The organism is Curtobacterium flaccumfaciens (assembly GCF_018598405.1).
Taxonomy (GTDB): Bacteria; Actinomycetota; Actinomycetes; order Actinomycetales; family Microbacteriaceae; genus Curtobacterium; species Curtobacterium aurantiacum.
Window position 1 is genome coordinate 1 of sequence record NZ_JAHEWS010000014.1, and the last position, 25,050, is coordinate 25,050.

Sequence of the window (25,050 nt, forward strand, 5' to 3'; positions counted from 1 at the left end):
TCGACATCGTCGCAAGTTGCGTCCGCCTCATCCCTCCACAGCCTGGAGGCCCGGCTCGTCATCCACAGATCGGCTCACCGTCGCCCCATGGTCGGTCCCGGCGATCGATGGTTGATCCATGGACGACCGCGCACGCACCATCCCCCTCATCCGCACGACCGGCAAGCCCAGCGCCGAACGCCGGTCCCTGCAACGCCGGGTCCGTCGGGGCGAGTTGATAGCGGTACGTCCGGGGGTCCTGGTCTCCCCGTCGTCGGTCGTCGGACTCCGGCCTGAGGACCACCTGTTGCTCCTGGTGCGCGCAACCGCGCCGATGATCCACGCGCCGAGAGCGTTCGCACGCTCGGCTGCGGCCGCCGTGCACGGGCTGCCCTTCGTCCATGCCCCTCCGACGAAGGTCGACGTGGTCGATCCGCGCCGCGAACGGGCCGACACGTCAGCACACCTCCGGCTCCACCCCGGACCGCTCGTCCGCTCGCCGACGACGGCCAGGCGGTGGGCTGGCCTGCCCGCGACCACCCCCGCGGACATCGACGGAGCGCCCGTCACGTCATTGGCACGGACCCTCGTCGACATCGCGGGTACGTCCACCCTCGAGTTCGCACTGCCGATGATCGACCAGGCGCTCCACGACCGGCATCTCCTGCCGGAGGTCCTGCTCGATGAGCTCGCCACGACGGCGCCCGCGGGCCACGACAAGGCGGGGATCGCCGTGGGGATGGGGTCGACGTTGTCGGGGTCACCGGCGGAGTCGGTGTGCCGGGTGCGCTTCCGCGAACTCGGGGTGCCTGACCCGGTGCAGCAGCACGTGTTCGCCCGGGCGGGAGCGAGCACGGCGGTCGTCGACTTCTGGTTCCCCGACCAGGGCGTCGTGGTCGAGGTCGACGGCCGCGCGAAGTACGAGGACCCGGTGCTGCTCGACGGGCGATCGACGGCGGACGTGCACTGGCGCGAGAAGCGGCGTGAGGACTTCATCCGGTCGTTCCCCGAGGTCCGTGTGGTCGTCCGGCTCTCGTGGGCCGACCTGATGCAGCCCGACCGGGTCCGCGCAGCCCTCCGGCGTGCGGGTGTGCCGTGCCGGTGACCGACGCCAGCCGGTCAGCGAGGGTGCCGCGGAGCGTCCGGGTGGTACGTCCGCTGGCGCTCGACCGTCGGCGGACCAGACGGTCCCGCACCGACGACCACCTCGCCGAGTCCCACGCGGACACCTCGCACCGGCCCCACCCCCTTGACGACGCCGCCCCGGTGGTCGGGGTCGGGCTCTCGGTGGTCCCCGCCGTCCGCCAGGTCGGCAGTTCGCAGCGAGACCGGACCGAGGACCTGCGCGCCGCGTCCGATGCGGACCGGTCCCTCGACGAGACACCCGCCGGTGAGACGTGCTCCACGGCCGATCACGACGTCGGACCCGTCCGCGATGACGGTCACGGGGCCCGGGCCGAGCTCGACGCCCGCGTCGACGTGCACGTGCGCTGCTGTGGCGACGACGGTCACCGGGCCGGGTCCGAGCAGTGCACCGGCGCCCACCGTGATGGTGCCGCCGTCGCGAGTCGCGAGCGTCGTCGACGGGTACAGCGCAGCGCCGGGGAAGACGGTCACGCCGGTGCCGAGCAGGACGGAAGCGGGGTCGAGCACGAGGACCTCTGGTGCGAGTGCGGCCACCGAGCGCATCGTCAGGAAGCCGGCTGCCAGGCGCACGTCGTCGAGGGGTCCCTGCTCCGGATCGGTGTCCACCCAGCGAGCCTCTCACGTGCCCGGCGTACGGTGAACCCATGGCCCGTGCCCCGAAGGACCAGTCGATCGTGCCCCTGCCGACCGCACCGGTCTCCCCCACCAACTCCGACCCCAGAGCACAGCAGGTCCAGCCCACCGGCTGGGCCAAGTGGCTCGATCGGGTCATCAGTGTGCAGCGTCCCGTCGTGGTCGCGCACGTCAACGCGATCCGTCGCCGCAAGCCCGACGCGACCCCCGCCGAGGTCATCCAGATCCTGGAGCGGCAGTACCTCACCGCCGTCACGACGGGTGGCGCCGCCGTCGGTGCGAGTGCGGTGATCCCCGGCGTGGGGATGGCAGCTGCGCTCGGACTCAGCGGTGCGGAGACGGTCGGGTTCCTCGAGACGACCGCGTTGTTCGCCCAGTCGGTGACCGAGGTGCACGGCATCGCGCTGGACGACCCGGAGCGGGCCCGCACGCTCGTGATGGCGATGATCCTCGGCGCGCCGGGCACGCAGCTCATCAAGCAGCTCGCCGGACAGGCCGCAGGCGGTCAGGCCCGGACGGCGTTCTGGGGCGAGATGGTGACGTCCTCGCTGCCGAAGCAGGTCGTCAACGGCATCGGCGGGCAGGTCCGCGACCAGTTCATCAAGCGTTTCGCCATCCGGCAGGGTGGTTCGGTCCTCGGTCGCGCGCTGCCCTTCGGGATCGGCGCGGCGGTCGGTGGGCTCGGCAACCACGCGCTCGGGCGGAAGGTGATCCAGGCGTCGCGCACGGGGTTCGGCATGCCGCCGGCGGAGTTCCCGATCGTGTTGACGGTCACGCCGGCGGCCGAGAAGACCCGACGCGCGCTGCCGTGGAAGCGCGGCGCGGGCAACGACCAGGACCTCTGGACCGAGCCGGGCCACGACGCCCCCCGCGCGAAGCGCTGACGCTCGGCACACAGCGCCGAACCGACGCACACAGCGCCGAACCAACGCACACAGCGCCGAACCAACGCACACAGCGCCGAACCAACGCACACAGCGCCGAACCAACGCACACAGCGCCGAACCAACGCACGCAGCGCTGGATCAACGCGTGCAGCCCTGACGACGAACGGCCCGGGCAGTCTGCCCGGGCCGTTCCTGCAGCCGCGCTTAGAAGGACCGCACCGGCGTCGTCACGACCTGCCCGGCGTGCGCGAACCCACCGCCGAAGCCGAACAACAGCGCCGGCACGCCCTCGGGCAGATCGCCACGCTCCCACGCCTTCGACAGCCCGAGCGGCACGCTGGCGGCCGAGGTGTTCCCGGACTCGACCACGTCGCGGATGACGAACTTGGACTCCCCGCCGAGCGCGGTCACGAGCGGCTCGATGATCCGCAGGTTCGCCTGGTGGAACGCGAACACCTCGATGTCGTCCATCGAGAGCCCGGCGGCCTCGACGACCTTTCGGGCGTGCCCCTCGGCCTCGGTGATGGCCCACCGGTAGATCGAGCGACCCTCCTGGTTGAAGCGCCCCGGCGACCCCTCGACACGGACGGCGTCGAGCAGGTGCGGCACGCTCCCCCACGACACCGGGCCGATCTCGGGCGTCTCGGCGACCCCGAGGACTGCGGCTCCGGCCCCGTCACCGACGAGGACGCACGTCGACCGGTCGGTCCAGTCGGCGATGCCGGAAAGCACCTCGGACCCGATGACGAGCGCGACGTCGGCCGAACCGGTGCGGATGGACTGGTCTGCGAGCCCGAGCGCGTACTCGAACCCGCTGCACGCGGTGTTGATGTCGATCGGCGCCGGGCCGTTCGTCATGCCGAGTGCGGCGGCGACCCGACCCGCCGTGTACGGCGCGCGATCCTGGTGGGTGGTGGAGGCGACGATGACGAGTCCGACGGCCGAGGGTGACACGCCGGCGTCGGCGAGGGCACGGCGTCCGGCCTCGATCGCCATCGACGTGACGGTGTCGTCGGGCCCGGCGATCCGACGCGTCTGGATCCCGGTTCGGGTGCGGATCCACTCGTCGTTCGTGTCGACCGTTGTCGAGAGCTCGTCGTTGGTCAGGACGCGTTCGGGCTGGTGGTGTCCGAACCCGAGGATCCGGCTGCCGCGAAGTGCTGGGATGTTCATCGTCGGCACGTTACCCCCTCACCCCACCGCCGCATGCCGGACGAGGAATGCACGGCACGCCACCGCGTCACTTGCGCGCCGCAGCGGTGGCGCGGTCGTTCGCCCTGCCGATCGCCTCGACCAGCTCGTCCTTGTTCATCTTCGACCGCCCGCTGACGTCGAGCCGCTTCGCGACGTCCATCAGGTGCGCCTTCGAGGCGTTGGCGTCGACGCCGCCCTGGGTCTTCCCCGAAGAACCCGAGCCCGACGAACCCGCACCCGAGCCGGCAGCGCCCGAGTCGGACGGCCCGGAGGACTCCTTCTCCTCCCAGTGGTCGCCGACCTTCTCGTACTCGTGCTTGACGGCGGCGAACGCGGTGCGGTGCGCACGCTCGCCCGGGCCGTAGGTCTCGTTCGCCGAGTCCAGGGTCTTCTCGAAGACCTCCTGCGCGTGCTCCGGTGACCGCTGCAGGGTGCTCGGGATCTCGTCCTTGGCTGGCATGACTGCTCCTCTCGATCGACACGTCCTGACTACTCGCCCGCGGCGCAACGAGCACCGAGACAGCCGGCCGACCGGTACTCCCAGGGCCTGGCACGTCCAGCGCGTCACGAGTAGACCCGTCTCATGGACTACACACACCTCGGACGGACAGGGCTGTCGGTCTCGCGCGCAGTGCTCGGCACCATGAACTTCGGACCGGAGACCAGCGAGGACGACTCGCACGCGATCATGGACCGGGCGCACGAGCTCGGCGTCAACTTCTTCGACACCGCCAACGGCTACGGGGGCTCGGTGGGCAAGGGCGCCACCGAGGAGATCATCGGCCGCTGGTTCGCCAAGGGTGGCGGTCGCCGCGAGAAGACGGTCCTCGCCACCAAGGTCTACGGCGAGATGACCGACTGGCCGAACGGCGGCAAGCTCTCGGCGTACAACATCCGCCAGTCGCTCGACGCCTCGCTGCGCCGCCTGCAGACCGATCACATCGACCTGTACCAGATGCACCACGTCGACCGGGACACCCCCTGGGACGAGATCTGGCAGGCCATGGAACTCGCGGTCGCGCAGGGCAAGGTGCTCTACGTCGGTTCGTCGAACTTCGCCGGCTGGCACATCGCCCAGGCGCAGGAAGCCGCGAAGCACCGCAACTTCCTCGGCCTCGTCAGCGAGCAGTCGATCTACAACCTCGTCGTCCGCGACGTCGAGCGCGAGGTCCTCCCCGCCGCCCGCCACTACGGCCTCGGCGTGATCCCGTGGTCCCCGCTGCAGGGCGGGCTCCTCGGCGGCGTCATCGAGAAGACCGAGAACGGCTCGCGTCGCCTCTCGGGCCGCAGCGCCGAGTACGTCGAGGCGCACCGTGACCAGCTCCAGGCCTACGAGTCCTTCGCGAAGGAGCTCGGTCACACCCCGGGCGAGCTCGCCCTCGCGTGGCTGCTGCACCAGCCCGGCGTCACCGCGCCGATCACCGGCCCGCGCACGATGGAGCAGTGGGAGTCCGCGGTCCGCGCCGTCGACATCCGCCTCGACCAGCGTGCGCTGGACCGGCTCGACGAGATCTTCCCGGGACACAAGACCTCGCCGGAGGACTACGCCTGGTGACGTCCCCGACGGAACCAGCGGGTCGCTGACGCGACCATCTGCCTGGAGGCGCGGTGCGGGTCGGACCCCCACCGCGCCTCCAGTGCGTGGTCACGTCCAGAACGCGACCAGCGTCGCGATCAGAGGCGCACGATCTCGTCGTCCTGCAGGCCGATCGCCCGCAGGTACGCATCAACCGAACCCCAGCGACGCTCGACGTGGTCGATGACCGTGGTCATGATCGCCGGAACGCACCGTTGCGCGATCGCGGGGGCCTCGGGGTCGGCGCTCGCTGCGCGTTCCCGCGCGAAGCGGTGGACGAGCCGCTCCGCACTCATGGCGTAGTCCTCGCCGATCGAGTCGATGTCCGCGCCCCAGTGCCGTGCGAGCAGCGCGCTGACGATCCCGGTGCGGTCCTTCCCGGCCGAGCAGCAGACCAGCACGTCGCCGTCGGTGGCAGCGACGGCGCGGAGTGCTTCGGCGATCCCGGTGCGGTGCCGGTCGAGCCAGTCGATGTACTGGTCCTCGAGGGCGATGGCCTCGGCTGCCGACTCCAGCCCCGACGACGGATCGAACATGGGGACACCTCGGTAGCCGGGCGACGCCGCGAGCGGATGCGGCACGGCGGCGGTCTCGTCGACCCGGCGGAGGTCGATCACCGCCGCGAGACCGGGCGGGTAGGCGTCCGGCCCCACCGGTTCGGTGTTCGCCCGGTACACGGTGCGGGGGTGGTCGGCCTGGAGGGCGGTACCGCCGACGGGGCGGAGATTGGTGAGGATGCTCGTCGTCGAGTTCACGCCTTCATCCTGCCGCGCGCGGACGCGGGAACCCGCTACGGGTGGTGGCTCACCCACGTCCAGCCACCGCCGAAGTCCGTTCGGAGCGCGCCCAGGAGTTCCGGGACGAGGTACCAACCGTTGCCCGACATGACGATCCCGAGCGGACTGACGACGATGCTCCCGGCCGTGTCGTGATCGCCCATCGGGGCAGTCTTCCCGCAGTTCCCGCAGGAGAGCGTCGGTTCGGGACCCTCGAGCCACGGGTTGAAGGCCTCCCAGAACGTGTCCTCCGGGAACGGCGTGCCACAGGAGCGACAATCGGAGTGGTCCCCGGAGCTCCTCTCAAGAGCTCACGACGTTGGCGATCTCCTGGTCCGCGAGCTGGTCGATGAGCGACAGCAGCACGACGACGTTGCGATGGAACGCTTGGTCGTTGCTGATCGCGTCTCGCGACGGGTTACCCTCGTCCGAATTCTGCTGCGCCGGGTCGTCGACCACACCAGCTGCCGCTGCATCTCGGAGTAGGCGCATCATCTGACTCACCCGTGTCGATGCGAGCAGTTCACTGTAAACCGCTTCCGTGATCACATCACGTTCCAGTACGGCATCTCGATCATCGCCGAGCAGCTGGATCGTGTCACGAACCATTTCCCGGACGATCGACCAGTTCGGGCTGCTCCCGAGCGGCTCGAGTCGGGCGTCCCACCTGTCGGAGAAGTGCAGCGGAGATGCGCCGAGACGTTCGACGAGCCATGGTGGTGTCGTAGACGCAGGCCGCGGATGCATCACCATGTCTTCTCGCAATTCCGAATTCTCCACCGGCAATGAGTCCACGAGCTGCCATCGATGTCGATCAACAGTGGCCATCGGGGCTCGTCGTCCCAGGAGAACTCGAACTGCTGAGCACCACGTGAATCGAGGCGCAGGAGCCCTGTGAACCAGGCACCCTGTTCTGGTTCGGCCATGACTTCGCGCAGTCGACTCCACGCCTCGAATTCCGCGAGGTCAGCGGGAGGGGTGTGGATGACTGCAACGCCAGTGTCGACGGCCCGCTCGATTCGCGCGGTCACGCCGAGACTGACGAAGACACTCGTCGAACGTTGCCACCCTGATCCCAGCCGGTCGAACGTGAGCATCGCGAGCGCATCCTGTTGGTCGATGACTTCAGCTGCAGAACTCAATCGGCGAGGCCTCCGGCCCTTGTTGCCGCCTCATGCGAGACGTGGCTCTCGACGCGGACTTGTTGCAGGTGCTCGACACCGTCCCGTCCCCAGTGGATCAAAATATCGACCCACGATCAGCGCGACCAACATGCTGTATCTCCCGGCTCAGGTACACCGAGGTGTTCAAATCTTCCCGCCGATGATCATGGTGTTCACCGCGCGTTGAGGAGTTCCTGCCCGGCAAGAGCTACTAGCGGAGCCATCAAGGCCTCGACATTGACCCGGAGGACCTCGTCATTGTCGAGCGCCGCGCTCGTTGACTCCGCTGCATCCGCAGTCGACCCCGGTCTGAACTCGATCAGTCCGCCCTCGGACGCCTCCCGGCAGAGGCGCAAGACCTGTCCGACGCGCGTCGAGCCGACGAGTTCGCTGGAGACGACCTCAGCAACCTGATTTGCTTCCACTGCGACGCTGGCGTCATCACTACCGGCCTGGATGGCGTCGCGTATCATGTCTCGAACGATCACCCAGTTCTCACTGTTTGCCAGCGGCGCGAGCGCTGGTTGCCACGCGTCCACGAAACGAAGCGGATTGGCTGCGAGGCGCTGGATGAGCCACTCCGGCGCGATCTCCGCATCCCGCGGGTACCGCTGCAGATCGTCGCGAAGCTGCTGGGTCTCGACGCGCTCAGACCGCACGATGTTGCCATCGAGGTCGACCTGGACCGGCCACTGCGGCTCAGTGTCCCAGTCGAAATCAAACCGATAGGCTCCCGAGCTCTCGACCTGGAGCCGCCCCGTGAACCAAGCGCCGTGGTTCGCGTCCGACATCAAGACTCGAAGATCCTTCCAAGCTTTCCACTCCGCCAGGTCGGCGGGAGGGCCAAGAGTCATCCCGCTCGCGGTGAGCACCGCCCGCTGCAGTCGCGACGAGACACCGACGTTCACGAAGACCGACGTCGCGCGCGACCAGCCGCTCGGCATGCTGTCGAAGGTCAAGATCGCAAGGCGATTTTGCAAGCCGTGCAGGTCCTCCACTGAGTTCAACCTTTCAGTCCTCCGGCTCGGGTCGACGTCTCGAAGGAGACGGGAATCTCGATGATCACTTGCTGCAGACTGTCTGCGCTTTGGCGCCGCAGCTGATCAAGAATACCGAGCGTTCCCACCCCGATCCCAGCAGGTCGAACGTGAGGATCGCAAGTGCATTCTGCTGGTCGATGACGTCAGATACAGGACTCGATCGGCGAGGCCTCTGGCCCTTGAATCGGCCCTGTGCCAAGAGCTCAATGAGTTGTCGTTACCGGTGCCTCGATGGATGTCGCTAGGCCGACGGCCGGAAAACGTGGGTTACGACTGCGCTCGCGAATTCCTCGAGGAACGCCCGTCCCCCCAATCCGGTGTGGGTCATCGGGTCGACGCTGGCGTTCAGCTTGAGGAGGAGAGCCGACACGGCTGCATCGTCCACATCGGTACTGAGTACTGATTCGATCTCCGCTCGTACACCGATGGCGGACTGCGCGGAAAATCCTTCCAGAGCATCATCGAATGCTTCAGACGCATCACGGTAGTCCATCTCCCAGGCGGGGTAGAAGATTGCAGGGAGAAGAGATGAAAGCGCGGGAAATGTTCGACGAAGTTCCACCGTACCCAGATCTTCGATCTCAGGCATGTATCACACCTCCGGAGGCGTTGGGAATGCGGTCTTGATGAAGAAGCCCGAGCAGGTTCAGTCGAAGGCCTTCGGAATCGCGCCGTTGGCGAGCTCGTCGACTCGCTGCCCCACTTCCCGCAACAACGCTCGACCTGACCCCGAACCGATGCGGTAGTTCGCGTTCATACGGCGAAGGAACGACTCCACCTCGCCGTCCTCTGCGCCATCCACACGTAACGAGACGAACTCCTTCCGCGTCTCCGCAAGCTCCTCCCCGCTGAATCCGGCGATGTAGAAGTCGATGTAGACGGCAACGGACGAGTAGTCGTCCCACCAACGCTGGTAGAGGTTCTCGAGGAAGCCCCCGAGGAGTGGGATTGTAGCTGAATAGTTCTCGTACCCGATCTCGGTCATGCCTGTCACGTCAGCCTCCGAGCTTCGTCGGGTGAGCGGTACGGACCACGAAGCCCCCCGGACTGTTCTAGTCCCACAACAACTGCATCCACATCTGCTTCTCGTCCGTGAAGACACCTTCGCTGAACCGCCGTCCGATCACTTGATCGAATTCGGCCTTTCGATCGTTCCGGTGTGGGAATCAGCCCCGCGGACGACTCGGCGCGGTGGGACCCACCGTCGACCCGGTCCGCCACCGAGTGCAACCAGTGCGACCCCGGATCCGGACGCCCCACCTCGATGTGCGGCCGCCCGACCCCGACGCCGAACCCGTCCGGCGTCGCCTTGGCGTGCTCGACGCTGACCTTCACGGTTGGGATGTTGTCCCCGAGCCGCCGGAGCGCATCCGCGAACACGCCGCGCCCCCGCGCCAGCAGGTCCGAGACCCCGGACAACGCCTTCCCCGGCAGCGCCGACAAGGCCCGACCGCCGACTCTGAAGTCGTCGACTGGATCGATGTTTGCGTTGAACCCCGAGATCAGCGAGAACACGCCCTCATCGCTGCTACCAGAATCGAGGATGTTCCGGATTTCGGATTGGATTGTGATCGCGGAAGCCTCCGAGAAGCCTTCGAGTGCGTCCCGCAGAGGGGCAGGCGCATCGTCGTAGTTCATCCCCACGACGGGTAGAACGCTGCTGGGAGCAGACCGCTCAGCGACGAGGAGGTGCGGCGGAGAGTCGCCGCATTCCAGGCGCGTGGGTCCGGGGTGATCATCGCCCGCGGCTCGCCGGCCGTTGTCCCTCGAAACACGATCTGCCGAATTGTCTGGCCTCCGCTACGCGCCGTCATGCGAGTCCACGACGGCGATCAAGAAGAGACGATGAGGCCGCCGGCATCCTCGATGACATCGGCGGTCGCCACGATGCTCGCCACTGTTGTCACCAAGTCGTCGGAGTCGTCATCGATCATGAGCCACGTGCCCCCGTCCGCGACCGTCGTCTTGGCTGCGGTCGGCAGGTCGATCGCGGACAAAACGGAACTGTGGTCTCCGCGGAAGAAGTTCGTCAGACCGATGAGGGTTGCAAATCGTTTCTGACTCCGGTTGGCGTCGCGCACCGAGACCTGCGCAAGATCGGCGTGCCAGAGTTCGACGAGTCTCCGGACGACTTCGGCCTGATGTTTTCCGAAGGAGTCCCGGAGGTCTACTGACGCTCCTGGTTCGAGCGCCCGAAGTGACACTGCAACTTCGTTCACGATGTGCCGAGTCGCCGACGCGCCGACATGCAGTCGCAAGGAGGCCCCGACACCCTCGGTCGGCATGCTCACCAACGTCACACCGTAACCGTCTTGCGGAAATGGCTGACCATCATGGTTACGCGCAACTCCTCGTTCGATGAGGAGCTCGACATCGGAGTCGGCGAGCTCGTCGACACGCGAGCCGTCCGCGTCCTGGGAGGAGGGGTCGAGGAGGGTCCAAGGGCCAGCGAATGGCGGTCCGCAGAGCGCCAACACCTTCAATGACTCTCGCAACGCCGCAATCACCCCAGTTGCGTCGAACGACCGGGTTCCCCACTGGACCCGGATCGAAGGCTGCTGTGTGGTCCAGATCGAGGTCAATTCTTTCCGTCCGTCGTCATGGCATCGACCGAATGATCACATCGACGTCGAGCCGTTGGTCGACGAGCGTGTCATCGAGGAGTTCGCCGAAGCGTCTGTCCGTCACGATGTATTCTAGTCGGCCGCCACCGACGTCCTCGATCGCTTGAAGCTGCCGGCGGATGCTCGAGACCACCTTGTCGATCTCAGCGCCGTCCTTCGCGAACAACTGCTCGGGCGTCCACTTCTTGAACGTGTACCAGAACGAGTGATCGCCCTTCGTGTCCACGAAGACGCGTTCACCGGCCTCCACTCGGAAGCCGTCCAGGGCTACCTTTCTCCCGTCGTCGGTCCGGATCACGAGTTCCGGCACAGTTCCGTCACCTGGTTGGTGGATCCCGGTGAAGTACTGCTGCTCGGCCATTCCGGCTTTGTTGCGCTTCAGCAGCTCCCACGTCGCGGTGGCGTGATCAGACTGGAGTTCCACGCGTCCGATGACCGGCTGGTCCCCCGGAGCGATCGCCGTGTGGGGGTCACGAGCAGGCGGTGCGGCTGGTTCGACGACCTGATCAGCCTGTCCACCCCTGTGTGTCCCCGACGGCTCAACGTGATCGGCCACCGAGTGCAACCAGTGCCCACCCGAACCCGGGTTCCCCACCTCGATGTGCGGCCGCCCGAGCCCCACTCCGAACCCGTCCGGCGTCGCCATGGCGTGCTCGACACTGACCTTCACGGTCGGGATCCTGTCCCCGAGCCCGCGGAGCGCATCCGCGAACCCGCCACGCCCCCGCGCCAGCAGGTCCGAGACCCCCGACAACGCCTTGCCCGGCAGGCTCGACAGCGCATCCCCGACGCGCACGATCGTGGTGCCGGCGGCCGCGACCTTCGAACCGATCGCCGCGAGCTTGCTGCCGTCGGCCCCGAGCACCGCGAGCCGCGACCCGAGCGCCGCCACCTTCGCGCCCGCGCCGATCTCGCCCGCGCCGGGGATGAACAGCGTGCCGATGTTGAACGCGGCACCACCGGCGGCGTGTGCGGGGTCGTCCCGCCAGTCCTCCGGCGACCCGACGAAGCCCTCGACGAGGGTCTTCTGCTTGTCCGTGATGTTCCGCGCGGTGTCACCGACGACATCAGGCAGGATGCCCTTCGGCAGCGCCGCGGCGATGAGGAGCGGCGGGCTGCCCAGCAACACGATCAGCCCGAGGGACTCCGCGAAGCCCTTCCAGGACTGCGCCGCCCAGTCGCCATCGCCCCACTCGCCGGTCTGCGAGTTGTACCCGATCAGTCCGCCGAGTCCCTCGACCGTGCCCTTCGCGGCGTCGTACACGCCGGAGTCGAACGATTCTTGGCACGACTGGTCACCGCGCCCGGTGCTCCCCCACGGCATCGGTTCGTTCGCCTTGACCGCAGCCGTGTAGTCGACGGCCTGCACCGGCGCCAGGCACATGTCGGTGCGCAGCCCGTTGATCGCGTTGACGCATTCCGCGGATGCGGCGGAGAGCTTCGTCTCCTGCTCGGCGACCTTGGTGAGCAGCTCGTTGTTCTCGTCGACGTACGGCGTGTACTGGTCCCACGGCAGGTGCACGTCGTCGAGCACCTCGCCGAAGTTCTGGACGAGCCCGACGATGCCCTGGTTGGCGGGGTGCTCCGGGTCCCACGGGCCGACGGTCTTGCCCTTCAGGGCCTTCTCGACGAACGTCTCGGCCTCGGCCTTCAGCTCGACGAGCCGCTTCGCGATCGGCGCGACCGCCGTCGCGTAGTCGCCGATGAAGGTCGACGCCTTCTGCAGGGTCGCGGCGAGTGCGGCGGTGTCGGTCTCGACGCCGTCCATGACCGCGAGCAGTTCGGTGGAGTCCGGCGTGGTGTAGCTGCTGCCGAGCTTCGCCCAGGCGGTCTTCACTTCGCCGCCGCGCGTCTCGACGTCGGTGGCTGACGTCGAGAACGCCGTTCCGGCGGTCTCGACCTTCGCCGCGTCGATGTTCGCGCCGGGGATCGCGTCCGGGTCGATCAGGCCGTCGGCGCGGCACTGGCTCGTCACTGGTCACCACCCAGGTCGAAGGCCGAGAAATCGCCCGTACTGGAGGCACGGATCGCGTTGGTCTGCGCCGTCGCGGCCATCTCCTCGTCACCGTGGTAGTAGGCGAGGGTCGCGGTGGCAGCGCCGGCCATACCGGCGGTGATGTGGTTGCCCACGCGGGTCAGGAGGGCCGAGTGACTCTCGATGAGCGCCGCGACGGCGCCCGCGACCGCCTGGTCGTCGCCGACCGCGGTCGTGAGCGCCGCGTGCGCGTCGGCGAGGCCGTCGAAAGCGGTCGAGAGGTTCGTCGCCGCGGTCTCGGTGTCGGTGAGCGTCGTCTGCACGCCCGCGGGCTCGATCTGCCAGCCGTTCCCCATGGCTCCCCCTGGTCGTCGTCCCGCTCGGTCAGAGCGATCGCGTGGTCACTGCACGGCTCGGGACGCAGCCGTTCCCCCGGCGGCGTCCGCGATGCTGTGCACGATCCGCTCGGCCGTCCCCCGGAACGGGGGTTGCGCGGCCGTGTGGATCTCGTTCCACCATAGCCGATCACCCGGCACCGACAAGGGTCCGGCGAGCAGCCGCTCTGCGTCGGTGACGCTGTCGAGCCGGCGGGACTGGAGGAGCGTGAGGAGCACCACCCCGTCGTCCGACACGAGCTGCAGCGCATGGCCCGCCCAGAGCTGACGGATGCCGATCGCCGGGTCGACCGCGGCCGCTCCGGTCAGCACGGCAGCGGCGTCCACGTGGTCTGCGCTGAGGATCGTCCACTCGGCGGTCATCGGTCCGCCCCGGATCCCAGCAGCTCGACGGCACGGGGGCCGAGCGCGGTGCCGAGCTCGGCCAGCCGCCGCCAGCGGGCCTCCACCTCGGCACCCCCGGTCAGATATGCCGGCGGCGAGAAGTCGAGCAGCAGCGACGGCACGCGCGGCGGCCCGACCGGCGTGGCCCCCACCGGCAAGGAACCGGCGTCGACGCCGAGGTCCCGCACGGCGGCGGCGCCCACGACCGCTCCGAGGGGGACGGGCATCCCGCGCTGCCGGGCGGCGAGGGTCGCGTCTGCGTGCCCTGCCGACCGCCACGCCGTTGCGAGCAGCACCCGCTGCCGGCGCGCGAGGTCGGCCAGGACGTCGACGACCGGACCGTCCACCGGCGGCGACTCGTTCCCGGGGACCGGCACCGTGCCTCTCCCCACCGGCACGGCCGGCCCGCCGCTGGCGCGTCGCCCCGGAACCGGCGGCGTGGGCCCTGGCCGTGGCAGTGCCAACCGTGTCTCCTCCGTGACGCCGGTGGCGGACCGCTCGATCCGGAGCTGCACCGCGGCGAACCCACCGTCGACCGGGGTGACGGCGACGAGCCGGGTCGGTCGGGGCGCGCGCCCACGGGCGAAGTCCGTGACGGCACCGACGCTCCACGCGAGCGTGGCCGGCTCGACCGTGCCCCAGGCGGTGGGCGCACTGCCGGCGAGTCCCTCGAGCAGGAGCTCAGCGGTGCGGCCGATGCCGGCCTGCTCCGTGGCGGGGTGGTGGACGGACACGATCAGCTCGACCCAGGGGACCTCGTCGGGGCCGAGCCGGGTGGTGCGCTCGGAGGCCTGCGGGGCGAGCATCGCGGTCGCGACGTCGTCGACGACCTCGGTGGAGCCGGCGGCGCGGTAGCGGTCGCCCTCGCGGACGACCCACGCGCTGCTCGTGCGCCGGAGCATCGCGAGCATCGCCGGGGTGACGCGGCTGGTGGGCGGTGTGAGCAGCACGAACGCGAGGTCGGCGGCCCGTGTCTCGAGCACGAGCCCCATCCGGGCGGAGGACAGCGACACGATCGCGGCGTCGGTCTCGGAGACGACGAAGCCGGGCCCGACCGCGTCGACGAGCGGGTGCGCGAGGGTGACGTCGTCCACGCCGGAACCCTACCGGCCGGGGGCGGTCCCGCAAACGACGACGGGCCCCGCGCTGCTGTGTGCGCGGGGCCCGTCGTCGTGCGGTGGTGGAGCGTGTCTAGCGGACGCTGACCGGGCTGTCGTCGCTCTGGTCGTAGAGGACGTAGCCCTCCTCGCCGTGGACGGCGGTGTCGATGCCGGCGACCTCGTCCTCGGTCTTGACGCGGAAGCCGATCGTCTTCTCGATCGCGAACCCGATGACCAGGGCGAGGACGAACGAGTAGGCGCCGACGGCCAGGGCCGCTGCGGCCTGCTTGCCGAGCTGCTCGAACGAGCCCGAGTAGATCAGGCCGGTGTCGTTGGCGAAGAAGCCGAGGAACAGCGTGCCGAAGATGCCGCCGACCAGGTGCACGCCGACCACGTCGAGCGAGTCGTCGAGGCCCAGGCGGTACTTCCAGTCGATGGCGAAGCAGCACACGACGCCGGCGAGGAAGCCGAGCACGAGGCCCCAGCCCGGGGTCAGGGCGGCGCAGGCCGGGGTGATCGCGACGAGGCCGCTGACGGCGCCCGATGCGGCACCGACGGACGTGGCCTTGCCGTCCTTGAGCTTCTCGATGAGCAGCCAGCCGAGGATGGCGGCGGCCGGGGCGGCGAGGGTGTTCACCCAGGCGATGGCGGCGATGCCGTCAGCGGCGCCCTCGGAACCGGCGTTGAAGCCGAACCAGCCGAACCACAGGATGGCGGCACCGAGCAGGACGAAGGGCGGGTTGTGCGGCTTGTGCGCACCCTTGGCGAAGCCGACGCGCTTGCCGAGCACGATCGCCAGGGCGAGACCCGCCGCACCGGCGTTGATGTGCACCGCGGTGCCACCGGCGAAGTCGATGACGCCCCACGTGGCGGCCCAGCCCGAGGTCAGGTTGAAGACCCACGAGGCGACGGGGAAGTAGACGACCGTGACCCAGACACCGGCGAAGATCATCCACGCGCCGAACTTGGCGCGGTCGGCGATGGCGCCCGAGATGAGCGCGACGGTGATGATCGCGAACGTCGCCTGGAACCCGACGAAGGCCATCGACGGGTACGCCGCCTGGATGTCCGACGACTTGGCCTCCTCGAAGGCCTGGCCGAGGCCGATCTGGTTCCAGTCGATGCTGAAGAACCCGACCACGCCGGAGACCGCCGTGCCGTCGCCGTGGTTGGCGAAGGCGATCGCGTAGCCGTAGAGCACCCAGAGGACGCTCACGAGCGCGATCGCGCCGAACGACATCATCATCATGGAGATGACGGACTTGGCCTTCACCAAGCCGCCGTAGAAGAAGGCCAGGCCTGGTGTCATGAACAACACCAGCGCAGCCATCACCAACACGAACGTCGTGTTGCCCTGATCAAGCATCTGCTCACCTCTCGATTGCACGAGCGGCTCTTGGACCGCCTCGGGTGTCACCGAGTCTGGCGAGGCGAGGTTTCACGAGGGAGCACGAACTGTTTCGCGGATGTAACGCGACCACGCCGTTTGTAAACGTCGTGTTTCCGTCGGCCCGATGTCCCCTGCGCAGGGGGCAGGAGACCGCCGTGGACAGATCGGTCCGCGGTCGGTACGCGTCAGGCGCGGGTGAGCGCCACGACGCGGGACGCCGCACGCAGGTACTTCTTGCGGTAGCCGCCCTCGAGCATGACGTCGGGGTACACCTGGTCGAGCGGGGTGCCCGACGCGACGATGCGCACCTGCGCGTCGTAGAGCCGGTCCACCAGGGCGACCCAGCGCAGCGCGTCGGTCTGGTCGGTGAACGCCCGGACGTCGGTGAGCCCGACGGCGTCGAGGTCCTCGACCAGGGCGACGTACTTCGACGGGTGCACGGAGCCCAGGTGGGCGACCACCGCGCCGAAGTCATCGAGCGTCACGGTGCCGGACGGCAGTGCGGCGGGCACGTCGGACACCACCTGTGCCGACTCGTCCACCGCTCGCCGCCGGTAGTCGAGGCCGTCGATCCGCATCGTGTCGAAGCGGTCCGACATCGCCTGGATCTCGCGCAGGAAGTCCTGGGCGGCGAAGCGTCCCTCGCCGAGCGCCCCGGGCGGGGTGTTCGAGGTCGCGGCGAAGCGGGTCCCGGTCTCGGTCAGTTCCTTGATGAGCCGGGTCATCACCATCGTGTCGCCCGGGTCGTCGAGCTCGAACTCGTCGATGCACACCAGCGCGGTCCCCCGCAGCAGGTCGACCGTGCCCTGGAACCCGAGCGCCCCCACGAGCGCGGTGTACTCGATGAAGGTGCCGAACGTCTTCCGCCCGGTGGCCGCGTGGTAGGCGGCCGCGAGCAGGTGGGTCTTGCCGACACCGAACCCGCCGTCCAGGTACACGCCGGACTTCGCCGCGGGCTCCGCCGACTGCTTCTTGCGCCCGAACAACCCGCGACGGGGTGCCTCGGTCGGGCCCGCCGCGACGAACGCGGCGACCGCGTCCCGCACCGACGCCTGCGAGTCGTAGTCGGGGTCCGGCCGGTACGAGTCGAACGACGCGTCCGTGAACTGGGGCGGCGGCACGAGCGCCGCAGCCATCTGCTGCGGGGTCACCCGGGGATCACGGTCGACGAGGTGAGCAGGCAATCGGGGACCCTTCCGGGAAGCATGTCGTGCGGTGTCACGTTGCGTCAGGGGCACGGTACGTCCGCGTACCGTTGCCCACAGGCGCCGACGCCCGATCCTAGTCCGGCGCCAGCAGCACGCTCCCCAGCACCACGCTCCCCCGCACCCCTGGAGGTACCCCCGATGACCGCACCGGTCGACCCGTCCGAGAAGTTCGCCGCCTACGCGCACCCGGAGCGCCTCGTGTCCACCGAGTGGCTGCAGGAGCAACTCGACGCCGGGGCCGGCGCGCCCGACCTGGTGGTCGTCGAGTCCGACGAGGACGTCCTGCTCTACGAGACGGGACACATCCCCGGTGCCGTGAAGATCGACTGGCACACCGACCTCAACGACCCGGTGCAGCGCGACTACATCGACGGCGCCGCCTTCGCCGAGCTCCTCGGTGGCAAGGGCATCGGTCGCGACACGACTGTCGTGATCTACGGCGACAAGAACAACTGGTGGGCCGCGTACGCCCTCTGGGTCTTCACGCTGTTCGGCCACGAGGACGTCCGTCTGCTGGACGGCGGTCGCGCCAAGTGGGTCGCCGAGGACCGCGCCCTGACCACCGACGAGACCCCGGTCACGCCGGTCGAGTACCCCGTCGTCGAGCGCCACGACGAGCCCGTCCGCGCCTTCAAGGACGACGTCCTCGCGCACCTCGGCAAGCCTCTGATCGACGTCCGCAGCGCCCCGGAGTACAGCGGTGAGCGCACGACCGCGCCCGACTACCCGGAAGAGGGCGCGCTGCGCGGCGGCCACGTCCCCACCGCCGTGAACATCCCCTGGGCGACGGCCGCCGCCCCCGACGGCACCTTCAAGTCGCGCGACGAGCTCGACGCCGTCTACCGCGACGGCGCCGGCATCGGGGACGCCGACGAGGTCATCGCCTACTGCCGCATCGGTGAGCGCTCGAGCCACACCTGGTTCGTCCTGCAGCACCTGCTCGGCTACGACAACGTCCGCAACTACGACGGCTCGTGGACCGAGTGGGGCAGCGCCGTCCGCGTCCCCATCGTGCAGGGATCCGAGCCGGGTACTGTTCCGAACCGATGAACGCCAGCACCGACGCACCACTCCCCGCCACCCTCGCCGAGATCCGCGACGACTTCCTCGCCCTGGGGCAGAAGGACCGCCTGCAGCTCCTGCTCGAGTTCTCGAACGAGTTGCCCGCGCTGCCCGAACGCCTGCAGGGGCACGAGGACGAGCTCGAACGCGTCGAGGAGTGCCAGTCCCCCGTCTTCATCACCGTGACGGTGGGCGAGGACGGCGACGCCCCGGACGTCGTCCGGATGCACGCCACTGCCCCGCGCGAGGCGCCGACGACGCGCGGCTTCGCCTCGATCCTGGCGCAGGGGTTGTCCGGCCTGACCGTCGAGCAGGTCCTCGCCGTCCCGACGGACTACCCGCTGACCATCGGGCTGTCCGAAGCGGTCAGCCCCCTGCGGATCCGCGGCATGGTGGGCATGCTCGGACGCGTCCAGCGGCAGGTGCAGGCGGCGGTCGCGTAGACGCGACCCACTGACGGACAGGAGGCGCGGTGCCAGCTGGCACCGCGCCTCCTGTCCGTTGCTCGTTTCGGATGAATGCGGTCCTCTGGCATTTCAGTCGCCGGCCGTGACAGGATGGGCCGGTCAGCACCATGGGGGGAATTGACGATGGCGAAGATCCACGGGAACGATCCGACCGGCTACTCGTACAGCGCGGCGGACACGCTCAAATCGGCTTCGACGGCGCTCGCGTCGTCGATCGGCGGCCAGTCCGGATCGCGGTCGTCGTCGGTGACGACCGCGAGTGCGGAGTTCCGGGGGTACTTCTCCGAGGTCTTCGCGGACAACGCCGACATCGGTGCGCGCAGCGCGACGAAGCTCGTCGAGTCGTTGCAGAGCCTGTCGGGCTTCGTGCAGGAACTCCGCGACGCCGCGAAGGACGAGGACGACCGGCGGAAGCAGGCGAAGGCGTGGGACGCCCGCAAGCGTGAACGCGAGGAGAACTTCTTCGTCGGCGCCGGACACGAGATCTCGACGTGGTTCGGCGGCGGTGACGACCCGAAGCCCCCGGAGCCGGAACCGGAGCCGCGTCTGCAGGCGGACGAGGTCAGCGTCAAGGGACGGGAGATCCCCGCGGGTGGTGGGACCAGCGGTGGGACGTCGTCGGCCGTCCCCGCAGACCTCCGCTCCTTCGAGGCGAACACCCGCACGCTCGACTCCGACCTGTCGGGTGCCGTCTCCACGTTCCGCAACGCCCTGAGCGACTACGAGGCCGAGTGCAACCCCTGCTGGGGCACCCTGAACGCCCAGTCGCTGCTGACCGCCGTCAACGACTGGCTCACCGCGAACGGGCAGGACGCCGACTGGGCGGGCACCGTCGCCGCGCAGTTCGAGGCCGCCGGTGGTGGTGCCGGGCCCGCAACGCTGTCGGACGCGGCGATCGCGGCGGCCCTGTCCGCGGCGGGCATCGACGCCGGACGTGACGACTTCACCATCGGACCGTTCTCGGCGATGGGGACGCCCCCGACGAACGGGTTCGCCGACGATCCCGTCAACACCGCCACGGGCAACTTCCTGGAGCCCGAGACCGACCTGTCGTTCGCCGGGCAGGCGGCGTCGCTCCGGCTCACCCGGATGTACAACTCGCTCGACGACCGTTCCGGGGCGTTCGGGCTCGGGTGGTCCTCGATCCTCGACACCCGGCTGGAGATCACCGACGACGCCGCGTCGGTCGTGCTCGACGACGGCCGGCAGGTCGACTTCCCGCGGCAGGGCGACGGCTGGGACCGGGCGGTCGGCGAAGACCTGTGGCTCCGGGCTGAGGATGACGCCCTCGTCGTCCACGACAACGCAGGCGGTCGCTGGGCGTTCACGCGGTCCGGACTGTGGTCGAGCTGCGGTCGCGGAGCCGGCACCACCGTGACCGTGCGGCGTGACGAGCAGGACCGCATCACGCGCCTGTCGCACGTGTTCGGACGGTTCATCGACGTCGAGTACGCGGGCGACCGCGTGGCGTCGACGACCGCCTCGGACGGACGCCGCGTGGAGTACCACTACGACGATGCTCGTCGACTCATCCGTGCGACGGACGCCGTCGGCAGTCGTCGGTACCGCTGGAACGACGGCGGGCTGATCGACCGCGTGACCGCTGCGACGGGTGTGGTCGAGTGCGAGAACACCTACGACGACCGCGGCCGCGTCGTCGAGCAGCGCACGCCGTTCGGGCGGCGCGTGCGGTTCGCGTACCTGCCGGGCCGCGTCACCTCGGTCTCCGACGTCGACGGGGACCACACGAACACGTGGATCGCCGACCGGAAGGGTCGGGTCGTCGGGATCATCGACACCGACGGGCAGCGCCAGTCGATGTCGTACGACCCGCACGGCAACCTCGTCTCGGTGACCGAGCGCGATGGTCAGGTGACCGTCCACGGGTACGACGAGCGGGGACGGCGCGTCCGGACCGTGACGCCGGAGGGCGCCGACCTGACCTTCGGGTACGACGAACAGGACCGCATGACCACGGTGGTCACCGCGAACGGCGGGGTCGTCGAGTACGAGTACGCGGGCGACGACCGGAACCCCTCCGTCGTCATCGACCCTGTCGGCGGTCGCACGCTGCTCGAGTGGCGGGACGGTCTGCTCGTGGGGACGACCGATCCGATGGGCGTCGTCGTCTCCTTCCACCACGATGCGTCCGGTGAGCTCATCGGGGTCGAGAACGCCGTCGGCGACACCGCGCAGTTGGTCCGCGACCCCGGCGGCAGGATCATCGAGGCGGTCACACCGCTCGGCAACCGGACCCGGTACCGCTACGACGCCGCCGGACTGCTCACCGCGCGTGAGGACCCGGACGGCGGGCTGTGGCGGTTCGAGCACGGCGACGGCGGTCGGGTCACGGCGACGATCGATCCGACCGGTGCCCGCACCGAGGTCACCTACGGCCAGCACGGCGAGATCGTGTCCACCACGGATCCCCTCGGTCGCGTCGTGACGAAGGACTTCGACGCCTTCGGCAACGTGTCGAGGATGACCCTGCCCGACGGTGCCGAGTGGGCGTTCGTGCACGACGCGCTCTCGCGGCTCGAAGCCGTGGTCGACCCGGCCGGCGGCACCTGGAAGCGGGAGTACGACGCGGTCGGAGCCCTCGGTGCCACGGTCGACCCGACCGGTGTCCGCACCGAGGTGCGTCGCTCGCGCGCGGACGGCGTCTCCACGGTTCGCGACGCCTTCGACGCCGTTTCCGTGACGACCGATGAGTTCGGGCGTCCGACCCGGCTCGAGCACGCGGACACGTCCGCCGAACTCACGACGTACGACGCCTGCGGCCGCCCGGTCGAGCTCGTCGACGCGGACGGAGGCCTCACCCGGATCGAACGTGACCTCGCCGGACGCGTCGTCGCCGTCACCACCCGAGCGGGCCGAACCACCCGGTACGAGTACGACGCGTGCGGTCGCCCGGTCAGCGCGATCGACCCGGCCGGCGCACGCACCACGCTGACCTACGACGCCGATTCGCGGGTCGTCGCGCGCACCCTGCCGACCGGCGAGGTCGCCCGGACCGAGTACGACCGACAGGGTCGGGTCGTCCACGCCGACGTCCCCGGAGTCGGCACCGCGCGGTACCGGTACGACCGCGTGGGTCGGGTCGTGTCGGCGCGCGACACCCGTTTCGGCCAGCGGACCTTCCGCTACGACGCCGCCGGACAACTCGTCGCCGCGGTGAACGGGCTCGGCGGCACCACCCGGTACGAGTACGACCAGCGTGGGCGCCTCGTCCGCACCGTCGATCCGCTGGGTGGGGTGACCGTCCGCACGTACACGCAGCTCGACAAGGTGGCCTCGTCCACGGATCAGCTCGGGCGCACGACGACGGCGACCTACGACGCGGCCGGGCGCCAGCGCACCCAGACGGACCCGGACGGCAGCGTCCTGCGGTGGGAGTACGACGCAGCCGGTCGGGAATCCGCGCAGTACGCCGGCGATCGGCTGATCGGCCGCATCGACCGCGATGTCCGCGCCCGCACCGTGACGATCACCGACGAGACCCGTCCGGACTCCCCCACCGCCCACGTCCTCGAGTTCAGCCGACTCGGGCAGCTCGTCCGCCGCTCAACCGGCGCGCGCGAAACGCGGTGGACCCACGATGCCGACGGGCTCCGCACCTCGGTGCAGTCTCCCGACCGGTCCACGACCCGGTACGAGCACGACGCCACCGGACGGGTCGTCCGCGTCGACCACTCGGTCTTCGGCGAGGTCCGGTACGAGCACGACGCGGCGGGGCGGCTCCTGCAGGCCCGCGCCGGCGATCAGCTGCAGACCTGGGAGTACGCGAACGGACACGTGGTCCGGCACGCGCGCATCGACGCGGACGGCACGCACGCCAGCACGATCGAACGCGACGCCGACGGGCGCATCACCCGGGTCGACGGACCCGGTGGGAGCACCACCTACGAGCACGACGATGCCGCGCAGCTGGTGGCGTCCGTCCAGGGCGCCCATCGCACGGACTGGGTCTACGACGCCGCTGGTCGTCTGGTCGAGGAACGCACGGACTCCTTCGCTCGACGGTTCCGGCACGACGCCGCCGGTCAGCTGATCCGCGTCGACGCCGCGGACGGGTCGCCCGAGGTGGAGTACGCGTACGACGGCGCCGGTCGTCGCATCCGGGCGGTCCGGCCCGGGAACGGCACGACCGGCTACGGCTGGAGCCCCCAGGGGCGCCTGACGAGCGTGACCGAGACCACCGCGGCAGGCAGCACCACGACCGACCTGCACGTCGACGCCCTCGGCGAACTCGCCGGTGTCGACGGCGTCCCGCTCGACTGGGACACCGCCGCGTTCGCACCGACGCTCCTGGCCGTCGGTGACGAGCCGGTGCTCCGCGCTCCCGGCGGCCTGATCGGGGTGGACGACCGCTGGATCGCCAGCGGTCGGCGCACCACGAGGGCAGCCGACGATGCCGACCCGTGGCAGACGCTCGTCGACCTCGGCGGCTCCGGCCTGCCGGGCGGGGTCGCCCTCGGCGCCGACGGTTCGCTGCAGGTCGCCGGCCTGGAGTGGATGGGTGCTCGCGCCTACGACTCGTCGACGCGCGGCTTCCTGTCCGTCGACCCGATCAGCGCGCCCGCCGGAGCAGCCTGGGCCGGCAACCCGTACTCGTTCGCCGGCAACGACCCACTGCACGCCATCGATCCGCTCGGTCTCGCGCCCGTCACCGACGCGGAGCTGGAGGCCTACGCGGCAGCCGAACAGGGTCCGCTCGCCCGGGCCGCTGCAGCCACCGGTGACTGGTTCGCGGACAACTGGGAGTACGTCGCCGGCGGTGCCATGGTCGTCGCGGGCGGGGTGCTCGTCGCCACCGGCGTCGGCGGTCCGGTCGGCATGATGCTCATCAGCGCCGGTGCCGACACCATCATCCAGAAGGCCACGACCGGCGAGGTGAACTGGGGCCAGGTCGCCGTCAGCGGGGCCTTCGGTGCGGTCGGCGGAGGTGCCGGTGCCCTGATCGGGAAGCACCTGCTCGGCAACGCCGCAGAGGGCGCGGTCGAGAACGTCGCCAACTACGCGGTGAGTGGCCAGCCGGTGACCCCCGGTGGCCTGCTCCGGAACGCTGCCGAGGGTGCGGCGACGTCGGCGGCCACCGGCGGCACGATGTCGAAGGTGCACCTGCCGACCGCGGTGAACAAGTTGGACGACCTCGCGCCGACCCCGCCTGTCAACGTCCTCCCATCGAGCGGGAAGACGTTCGTCGTGACGCCACAGGGGACGGCCTACGACATCCCTGCTGGTTGGGACATCGGACCGGCTCGGACCAACCGAGGGCTCGTTGCGCAAGATCCTGCTTCTGCAGCGAACCCGGGCATGCACGACGATGCCAACATGATCAGGGTGATGGATCCCACCGAACGGTATCCGAACGGCTACAGCCGTTACAGCAACGACTACGGGCAATGGCTCGATCCCCGAACGGGGAAGCCCGGCTCAAAGCCGGACAGCCATGTTCCCAGTGAGCACCAGGGAGAGTACCTCGGATGGCCGAACTGACCGCAGATGACGTTCACCTCGCACTCGTCGGCGAGACTGTCGACCTCATCTGGATCGACTTCAGGCTCACCCTCGCGTTCTCGAACCGGAGCATGGTCTCGTTCGAGACCACCTTCGCGATCAGGGATACGGATGGTGTGACGGTCTCGGTGGATCCGGAAGACAAGGATTCCCTGCTCCCCGCTCTCCATCTCCACACACAGAACGTCACGGGAGCTCGGATCGACGAAAGTGCGCTCGAAATCACATTCTCATCGGGAACGACTCTTCGAGCAGAACCGGACGACGATTACGAATCGTGGCATTACTCCGGCCCTGAGACGCCGCCGGTCAGAGCGACCGCTCTCGGAGGTGGCAACCTGTTCATCTCGATACCTGGTGACGGCACTCCGATCGAGCACGGTTGAGCTGAGCTGACGATGGCCGCGCAGCCAGATGCCTCGACCAGACGAGGTCCGGAACCGACACAACCCATCGTCGGCGGAGATCCGACGGTGACGGACGCGCCCCCGGACATCTCGGTCCACCATCTCCGAGCGGTCACCAACAGAA

Annotated in this window: 25 protein-coding genes; 7 read left to right on the top strand and 18 right to left on the bottom strand. The window is 69.3% G+C overall.

Going from position 1 to position 25,050, the window contains the following annotated elements; genetic code table 11:
• The first annotated feature begins 118 nt into the window (after nucleotides 1–118).
• Nucleotides 119–1,084, top strand: coding sequence for a putative endonuclease domain-containing protein (locus KK097_RS10305; protein WP_214544648.1), 966 nt, complete (start codon nucleotides 119–121; stop codon nucleotides 1,082–1,084).
• A gap of 14 nt (nucleotides 1,085–1,098) precedes the next feature.
• Here KK097_RS10305 and KK097_RS10310 read toward each other — a convergent pair whose 3' ends face one another.
• The gene (locus KK097_RS10310; protein ID WP_214544650.1) at nucleotides 1,099–1,731 is read right to left on the bottom strand and encodes an acyl-ACP--UDP-N-acetylglucosamine O-acyltransferase family protein; all 633 of its coding nucleotides are present in this window, start codon (nucleotides 1,729–1,731) and stop codon (nucleotides 1,099–1,101) included.
• A 38-nt stretch (nucleotides 1,732–1,769) separates the two neighbouring features.
• Here KK097_RS10310 and KK097_RS10315 point away from each other — a divergent pair, with 38 nt between their 5' ends.
• Nucleotides 1,770–2,642 (top strand): hypothetical protein, encoded by an 873-nt coding sequence (locus KK097_RS10315; RefSeq protein ID WP_214544651.1) that lies wholly within the window; start codon nucleotides 1,770–1,772, stop codon nucleotides 2,640–2,642.
• 207 nt (nucleotides 2,643–2,849) lie between these two features.
• Here KK097_RS10315 and KK097_RS10320 read toward each other — a convergent pair whose 3' ends face one another.
• Both KK097_RS10320 and KK097_RS10325 read right to left on the bottom strand, forming a co-directional pair.
• On the bottom strand, nucleotides 2,850–3,818 hold the full coding sequence (locus KK097_RS10320) for a beta-ketoacyl-ACP synthase III (RefSeq protein ID WP_214544652.1): 969 nt from the start codon (nucleotides 3,816–3,818) through the stop codon (nucleotides 2,850–2,852).
• A 67-nt stretch (nucleotides 3,819–3,885) separates the two neighbouring features.
• Nucleotides 3,886–4,299 carry a ChaB family protein gene (locus KK097_RS10325; protein WP_214544653.1) on the bottom strand — a complete coding sequence of 138 codons (414 nt, stop codon included), beginning with the start codon at nucleotides 4,297–4,299 and terminating at the stop codon, nucleotides 3,886–3,888.
• A 123-nt stretch (nucleotides 4,300–4,422) separates the two neighbouring features.
• On the opposite strand from KK097_RS10325, the gene KK097_RS10330 reads away from it, so the two are divergent.
• Nucleotides 4,423–5,394 (top strand): aldo/keto reductase, encoded by a 972-nt coding sequence (locus tag KK097_RS10330; protein WP_214544654.1) that lies wholly within the window; start codon nucleotides 4,423–4,425, stop codon nucleotides 5,392–5,394.
• A gap of 119 nt (nucleotides 5,395–5,513) precedes the next feature.
• Here the strand turns inward: KK097_RS10330 and KK097_RS10335 are convergent, their stop codons facing one another.
• The 15 genes from KK097_RS10335 to zapE all read right to left on the bottom strand — a co-directional run bounded on the left by KK097_RS10335 (nucleotide 5,514) and on the right by zapE (nucleotide 17,398).
• The gene (locus tag KK097_RS10335) at nucleotides 5,514–6,170 is read right to left on the bottom strand and encodes a tyrosine-protein phosphatase (RefSeq protein ID WP_214530510.1); all 657 of its coding nucleotides are present in this window, start codon (nucleotides 6,168–6,170) and stop codon (nucleotides 5,514–5,516) included.
• A gap of 35 nt (nucleotides 6,171–6,205) precedes the next feature.
• On the bottom strand, nucleotides 6,206–6,355 hold the full coding sequence (locus KK097_RS10340) for a hypothetical protein (RefSeq protein ID WP_214530509.1): 150 nt from the start codon (nucleotides 6,353–6,355) through the stop codon (nucleotides 6,206–6,208).
• Between the two features lie 139 nt (nucleotides 6,356–6,494).
• The gene (locus KK097_RS10345) at nucleotides 6,495–6,971 is read right to left on the bottom strand and encodes a hypothetical protein (RefSeq protein WP_214544655.1); all 477 of its coding nucleotides are present in this window, start codon (nucleotides 6,969–6,971) and stop codon (nucleotides 6,495–6,497) included.
• A complete protein-coding gene (locus KK097_RS10350; protein WP_214530507.1) occupies nucleotides 6,938–7,333 on the bottom strand; it encodes a hypothetical protein in 396 nt (131 codons plus the stop codon). Before KK097_RS10350 ends, KK097_RS10345 begins: the two co-directional genes overlap by 34 nt.
• Nucleotides 7,334–7,527: 194 nt before the next feature.
• A complete protein-coding gene (locus KK097_RS10355; RefSeq protein ID WP_214544656.1) occupies nucleotides 7,528–8,352 on the bottom strand; it encodes a hypothetical protein in 825 nt (274 codons plus the stop codon).
• Nucleotides 8,353–8,635: 283 nt separating this feature from the next.
• Nucleotides 8,636–8,983 (bottom strand): hypothetical protein, encoded by a 348-nt coding sequence (locus KK097_RS10360; RefSeq protein ID WP_214530505.1) that lies wholly within the window; start codon nucleotides 8,981–8,983, stop codon nucleotides 8,636–8,638.
• Nucleotides 8,984–9,040: 57 nt separating this feature from the next.
• Nucleotides 9,041–9,379 carry a hypothetical protein gene (locus KK097_RS10365; RefSeq protein WP_176708745.1) on the bottom strand — a complete coding sequence of 113 codons (339 nt, stop codon included), beginning with the start codon at nucleotides 9,377–9,379 and terminating at the stop codon, nucleotides 9,041–9,043.
• A gap of 5 nt (nucleotides 9,380–9,384) precedes the next feature.
• The gene (locus tag KK097_RS10370; protein WP_214530504.1) at nucleotides 9,385–10,032 is read right to left on the bottom strand and encodes a hypothetical protein; all 648 of its coding nucleotides are present in this window, start codon (nucleotides 10,030–10,032) and stop codon (nucleotides 9,385–9,387) included.
• A 194-nt stretch (nucleotides 10,033–10,226) separates the two neighbouring features.
• Nucleotides 10,227–10,976, bottom strand: a complete 750-nt coding sequence (locus KK097_RS10375; protein ID WP_214544658.1) for a hypothetical protein — start codon at nucleotides 10,974–10,976, stop codon at nucleotides 10,227–10,229.
• A gap of 16 nt (nucleotides 10,977–10,992) precedes the next feature.
• The gene (locus KK097_RS10380; protein WP_214544660.1) at nucleotides 10,993–12,993 is read right to left on the bottom strand and encodes a hypothetical protein; all 2,001 of its coding nucleotides are present in this window, start codon (nucleotides 12,991–12,993) and stop codon (nucleotides 10,993–10,995) included.
• Nucleotides 12,990–13,349, bottom strand: a complete 360-nt coding sequence (locus tag KK097_RS10385) for a DUF6507 family protein (protein ID WP_214544661.1) — start codon at nucleotides 13,347–13,349, stop codon at nucleotides 12,990–12,992. The genes KK097_RS10380 and KK097_RS10385 overlap by 4 nt, the downstream gene beginning before the upstream one ends.
• Nucleotides 13,350–13,394: 45 nt before the next feature.
• The gene (locus KK097_RS10390) at nucleotides 13,395–13,751 is read right to left on the bottom strand and encodes a hypothetical protein (protein ID WP_214544662.1); all 357 of its coding nucleotides are present in this window, start codon (nucleotides 13,749–13,751) and stop codon (nucleotides 13,395–13,397) included.
• The gene (locus tag KK097_RS18690; protein ID WP_214530499.1) at nucleotides 13,748–14,866 is read right to left on the bottom strand and encodes a DUF6177 family protein; all 1,119 of its coding nucleotides are present in this window, start codon (nucleotides 14,864–14,866) and stop codon (nucleotides 13,748–13,750) included. Before KK097_RS18690 ends, KK097_RS10390 begins: the two co-directional genes overlap by 4 nt.
• Before the next feature lie 97 nt (nucleotides 14,867–14,963).
• Nucleotides 14,964–16,238, bottom strand: coding sequence for an ammonium transporter (locus KK097_RS10400; protein ID WP_214544663.1), 1,275 nt, complete (start codon nucleotides 16,236–16,238; stop codon nucleotides 14,964–14,966).
• Nucleotides 16,239–16,447: 209 nt separating this feature from the next.
• Nucleotides 16,448–17,398: a cell division protein ZapE gene (gene zapE, locus KK097_RS10405; protein WP_250893229.1), complete on the bottom strand. Its 951-nt coding sequence runs from the start codon at nucleotides 17,396–17,398 to the stop codon at nucleotides 16,448–16,450.
• A gap of 210 nt (nucleotides 17,399–17,608) precedes the next feature.
• Here zapE and KK097_RS10410 point away from each other — a divergent pair, with 210 nt between their 5' ends.
• The 4 genes from KK097_RS10410 to KK097_RS10425 all read left to right on the top strand — a co-directional run bounded on the left by KK097_RS10410 (nucleotide 17,609) and on the right by KK097_RS10425 (nucleotide 24,905).
• Nucleotides 17,609–18,520 carry a sulfurtransferase gene (locus tag KK097_RS10410; RefSeq protein WP_214544664.1) on the top strand — a complete coding sequence of 304 codons (912 nt, stop codon included), beginning with the start codon at nucleotides 17,609–17,611 and terminating at the stop codon, nucleotides 18,518–18,520.
• Entirely contained in the window at nucleotides 18,517–18,975 is a 459-nt protein-coding gene (locus tag KK097_RS10415; protein ID WP_027465483.1) for a SufE family protein, read from the top strand. Before KK097_RS10410 ends, KK097_RS10415 begins: the two co-directional genes overlap by 4 nt.
• A 147-nt stretch (nucleotides 18,976–19,122) precedes the next feature.
• The gene (locus KK097_RS10420) at nucleotides 19,123–24,498 is read left to right on the top strand and encodes a DUF6531 domain-containing protein (protein WP_214544665.1); all 5,376 of its coding nucleotides are present in this window, start codon (nucleotides 19,123–19,125) and stop codon (nucleotides 24,496–24,498) included.
• Nucleotides 24,486–24,905, top strand: a complete 420-nt coding sequence (locus KK097_RS10425; protein ID WP_214530495.1) for a DUF6188 family protein — start codon at nucleotides 24,486–24,488, stop codon at nucleotides 24,903–24,905. Before KK097_RS10420 ends, KK097_RS10425 begins: the two co-directional genes overlap by 13 nt.
• The last annotated feature ends 145 nt before the right edge of the window (nucleotides 24,906–25,050 follow it).

What these genes read in the sequence shown, in the direction of transcription:
- KK097_RS10305 (WP_214544648.1), top strand. Translation starts at nt 119, where the DNA reads ATGGACGACCGCGCACGCACCATCCCCCTCATCCGCACGACCGGCAAG.
- KK097_RS10315 (WP_214544651.1), top strand. Translation starts at nt 1,770, where the DNA reads ATGGCCCGTGCCCCGAAGGACCAGTCGATCGTGCCCCTGCCGACCGCA.
- KK097_RS10320 (WP_214544652.1), bottom strand. Translation starts at nt 3,818, where the DNA reads ATGAACATCCCAGCACTTCGCGGCAGCCGGATCCTCGGGTTCGGACAC.
- KK097_RS10325 (WP_214544653.1), bottom strand. Translation starts at nt 4,299, where the DNA reads ATGCCAGCCAAGGACGAGATCCCGAGCACCCTGCAGCGGTCACCGGAG.
- KK097_RS10330 (WP_214544654.1), top strand. Translation starts at nt 4,423, where the DNA reads ATGGACTACACACACCTCGGACGGACAGGGCTGTCGGTCTCGCGCGCA.
- KK097_RS10340 (WP_214530509.1), bottom strand. Translation starts at nt 6,355, where the DNA reads ATGGGCGATCACGACACGGCCGGGAGCATCGTCGTCAGTCCGCTCGGG.
- KK097_RS10360 (WP_214530505.1), bottom strand. Translation starts at nt 8,983, where the DNA reads ATGCCTGAGATCGAAGATCTGGGTACGGTGGAACTTCGTCGAACATTT.
- KK097_RS10365 (WP_176708745.1), bottom strand. Translation starts at nt 9,379, where the DNA reads ATGACCGAGATCGGGTACGAGAACTATTCAGCTACAATCCCACTCCTC.
- KK097_RS10370 (WP_214530504.1), bottom strand. Translation starts at nt 10,032, where the DNA reads ATGAACTACGACGATGCGCCTGCCCCTCTGCGGGACGCACTCGAAGGC.
- KK097_RS10385 (WP_214544661.1), bottom strand. Translation starts at nt 13,349, where the DNA reads ATGGGGAACGGCTGGCAGATCGAGCCCGCGGGCGTGCAGACGACGCTC.
- KK097_RS10390 (WP_214544662.1), bottom strand. Translation starts at nt 13,751, where the DNA reads ATGACCGCCGAGTGGACGATCCTCAGCGCAGACCACGTGGACGCCGCT.
- KK097_RS10400 (WP_214544663.1), bottom strand. Translation starts at nt 16,238, where the DNA reads ATGCTTGATCAGGGCAACACGACGTTCGTGTTGGTGATGGCTGCGCTG.
- zapE (WP_250893229.1), bottom strand. Translation starts at nt 17,398, where the DNA reads ATGGCTGCGGCGCTCGTGCCGCCGCCCCAGTTCACGGACGCGTCGTTC.
- KK097_RS10410 (WP_214544664.1), top strand. Translation starts at nt 17,609, where the DNA reads ATGACCGCACCGGTCGACCCGTCCGAGAAGTTCGCCGCCTACGCGCAC.
- KK097_RS10415 (WP_027465483.1), top strand. Translation starts at nt 18,517, where the DNA reads ATGAACGCCAGCACCGACGCACCACTCCCCGCCACCCTCGCCGAGATC.
- KK097_RS10420 (WP_214544665.1), top strand. Translation starts at nt 19,123, where the DNA reads ATGGCGAAGATCCACGGGAACGATCCGACCGGCTACTCGTACAGCGCG.
- KK097_RS10425 (WP_214530495.1), top strand. Translation starts at nt 24,486, where the DNA reads ATGGCCGAACTGACCGCAGATGACGTTCACCTCGCACTCGTCGGCGAG.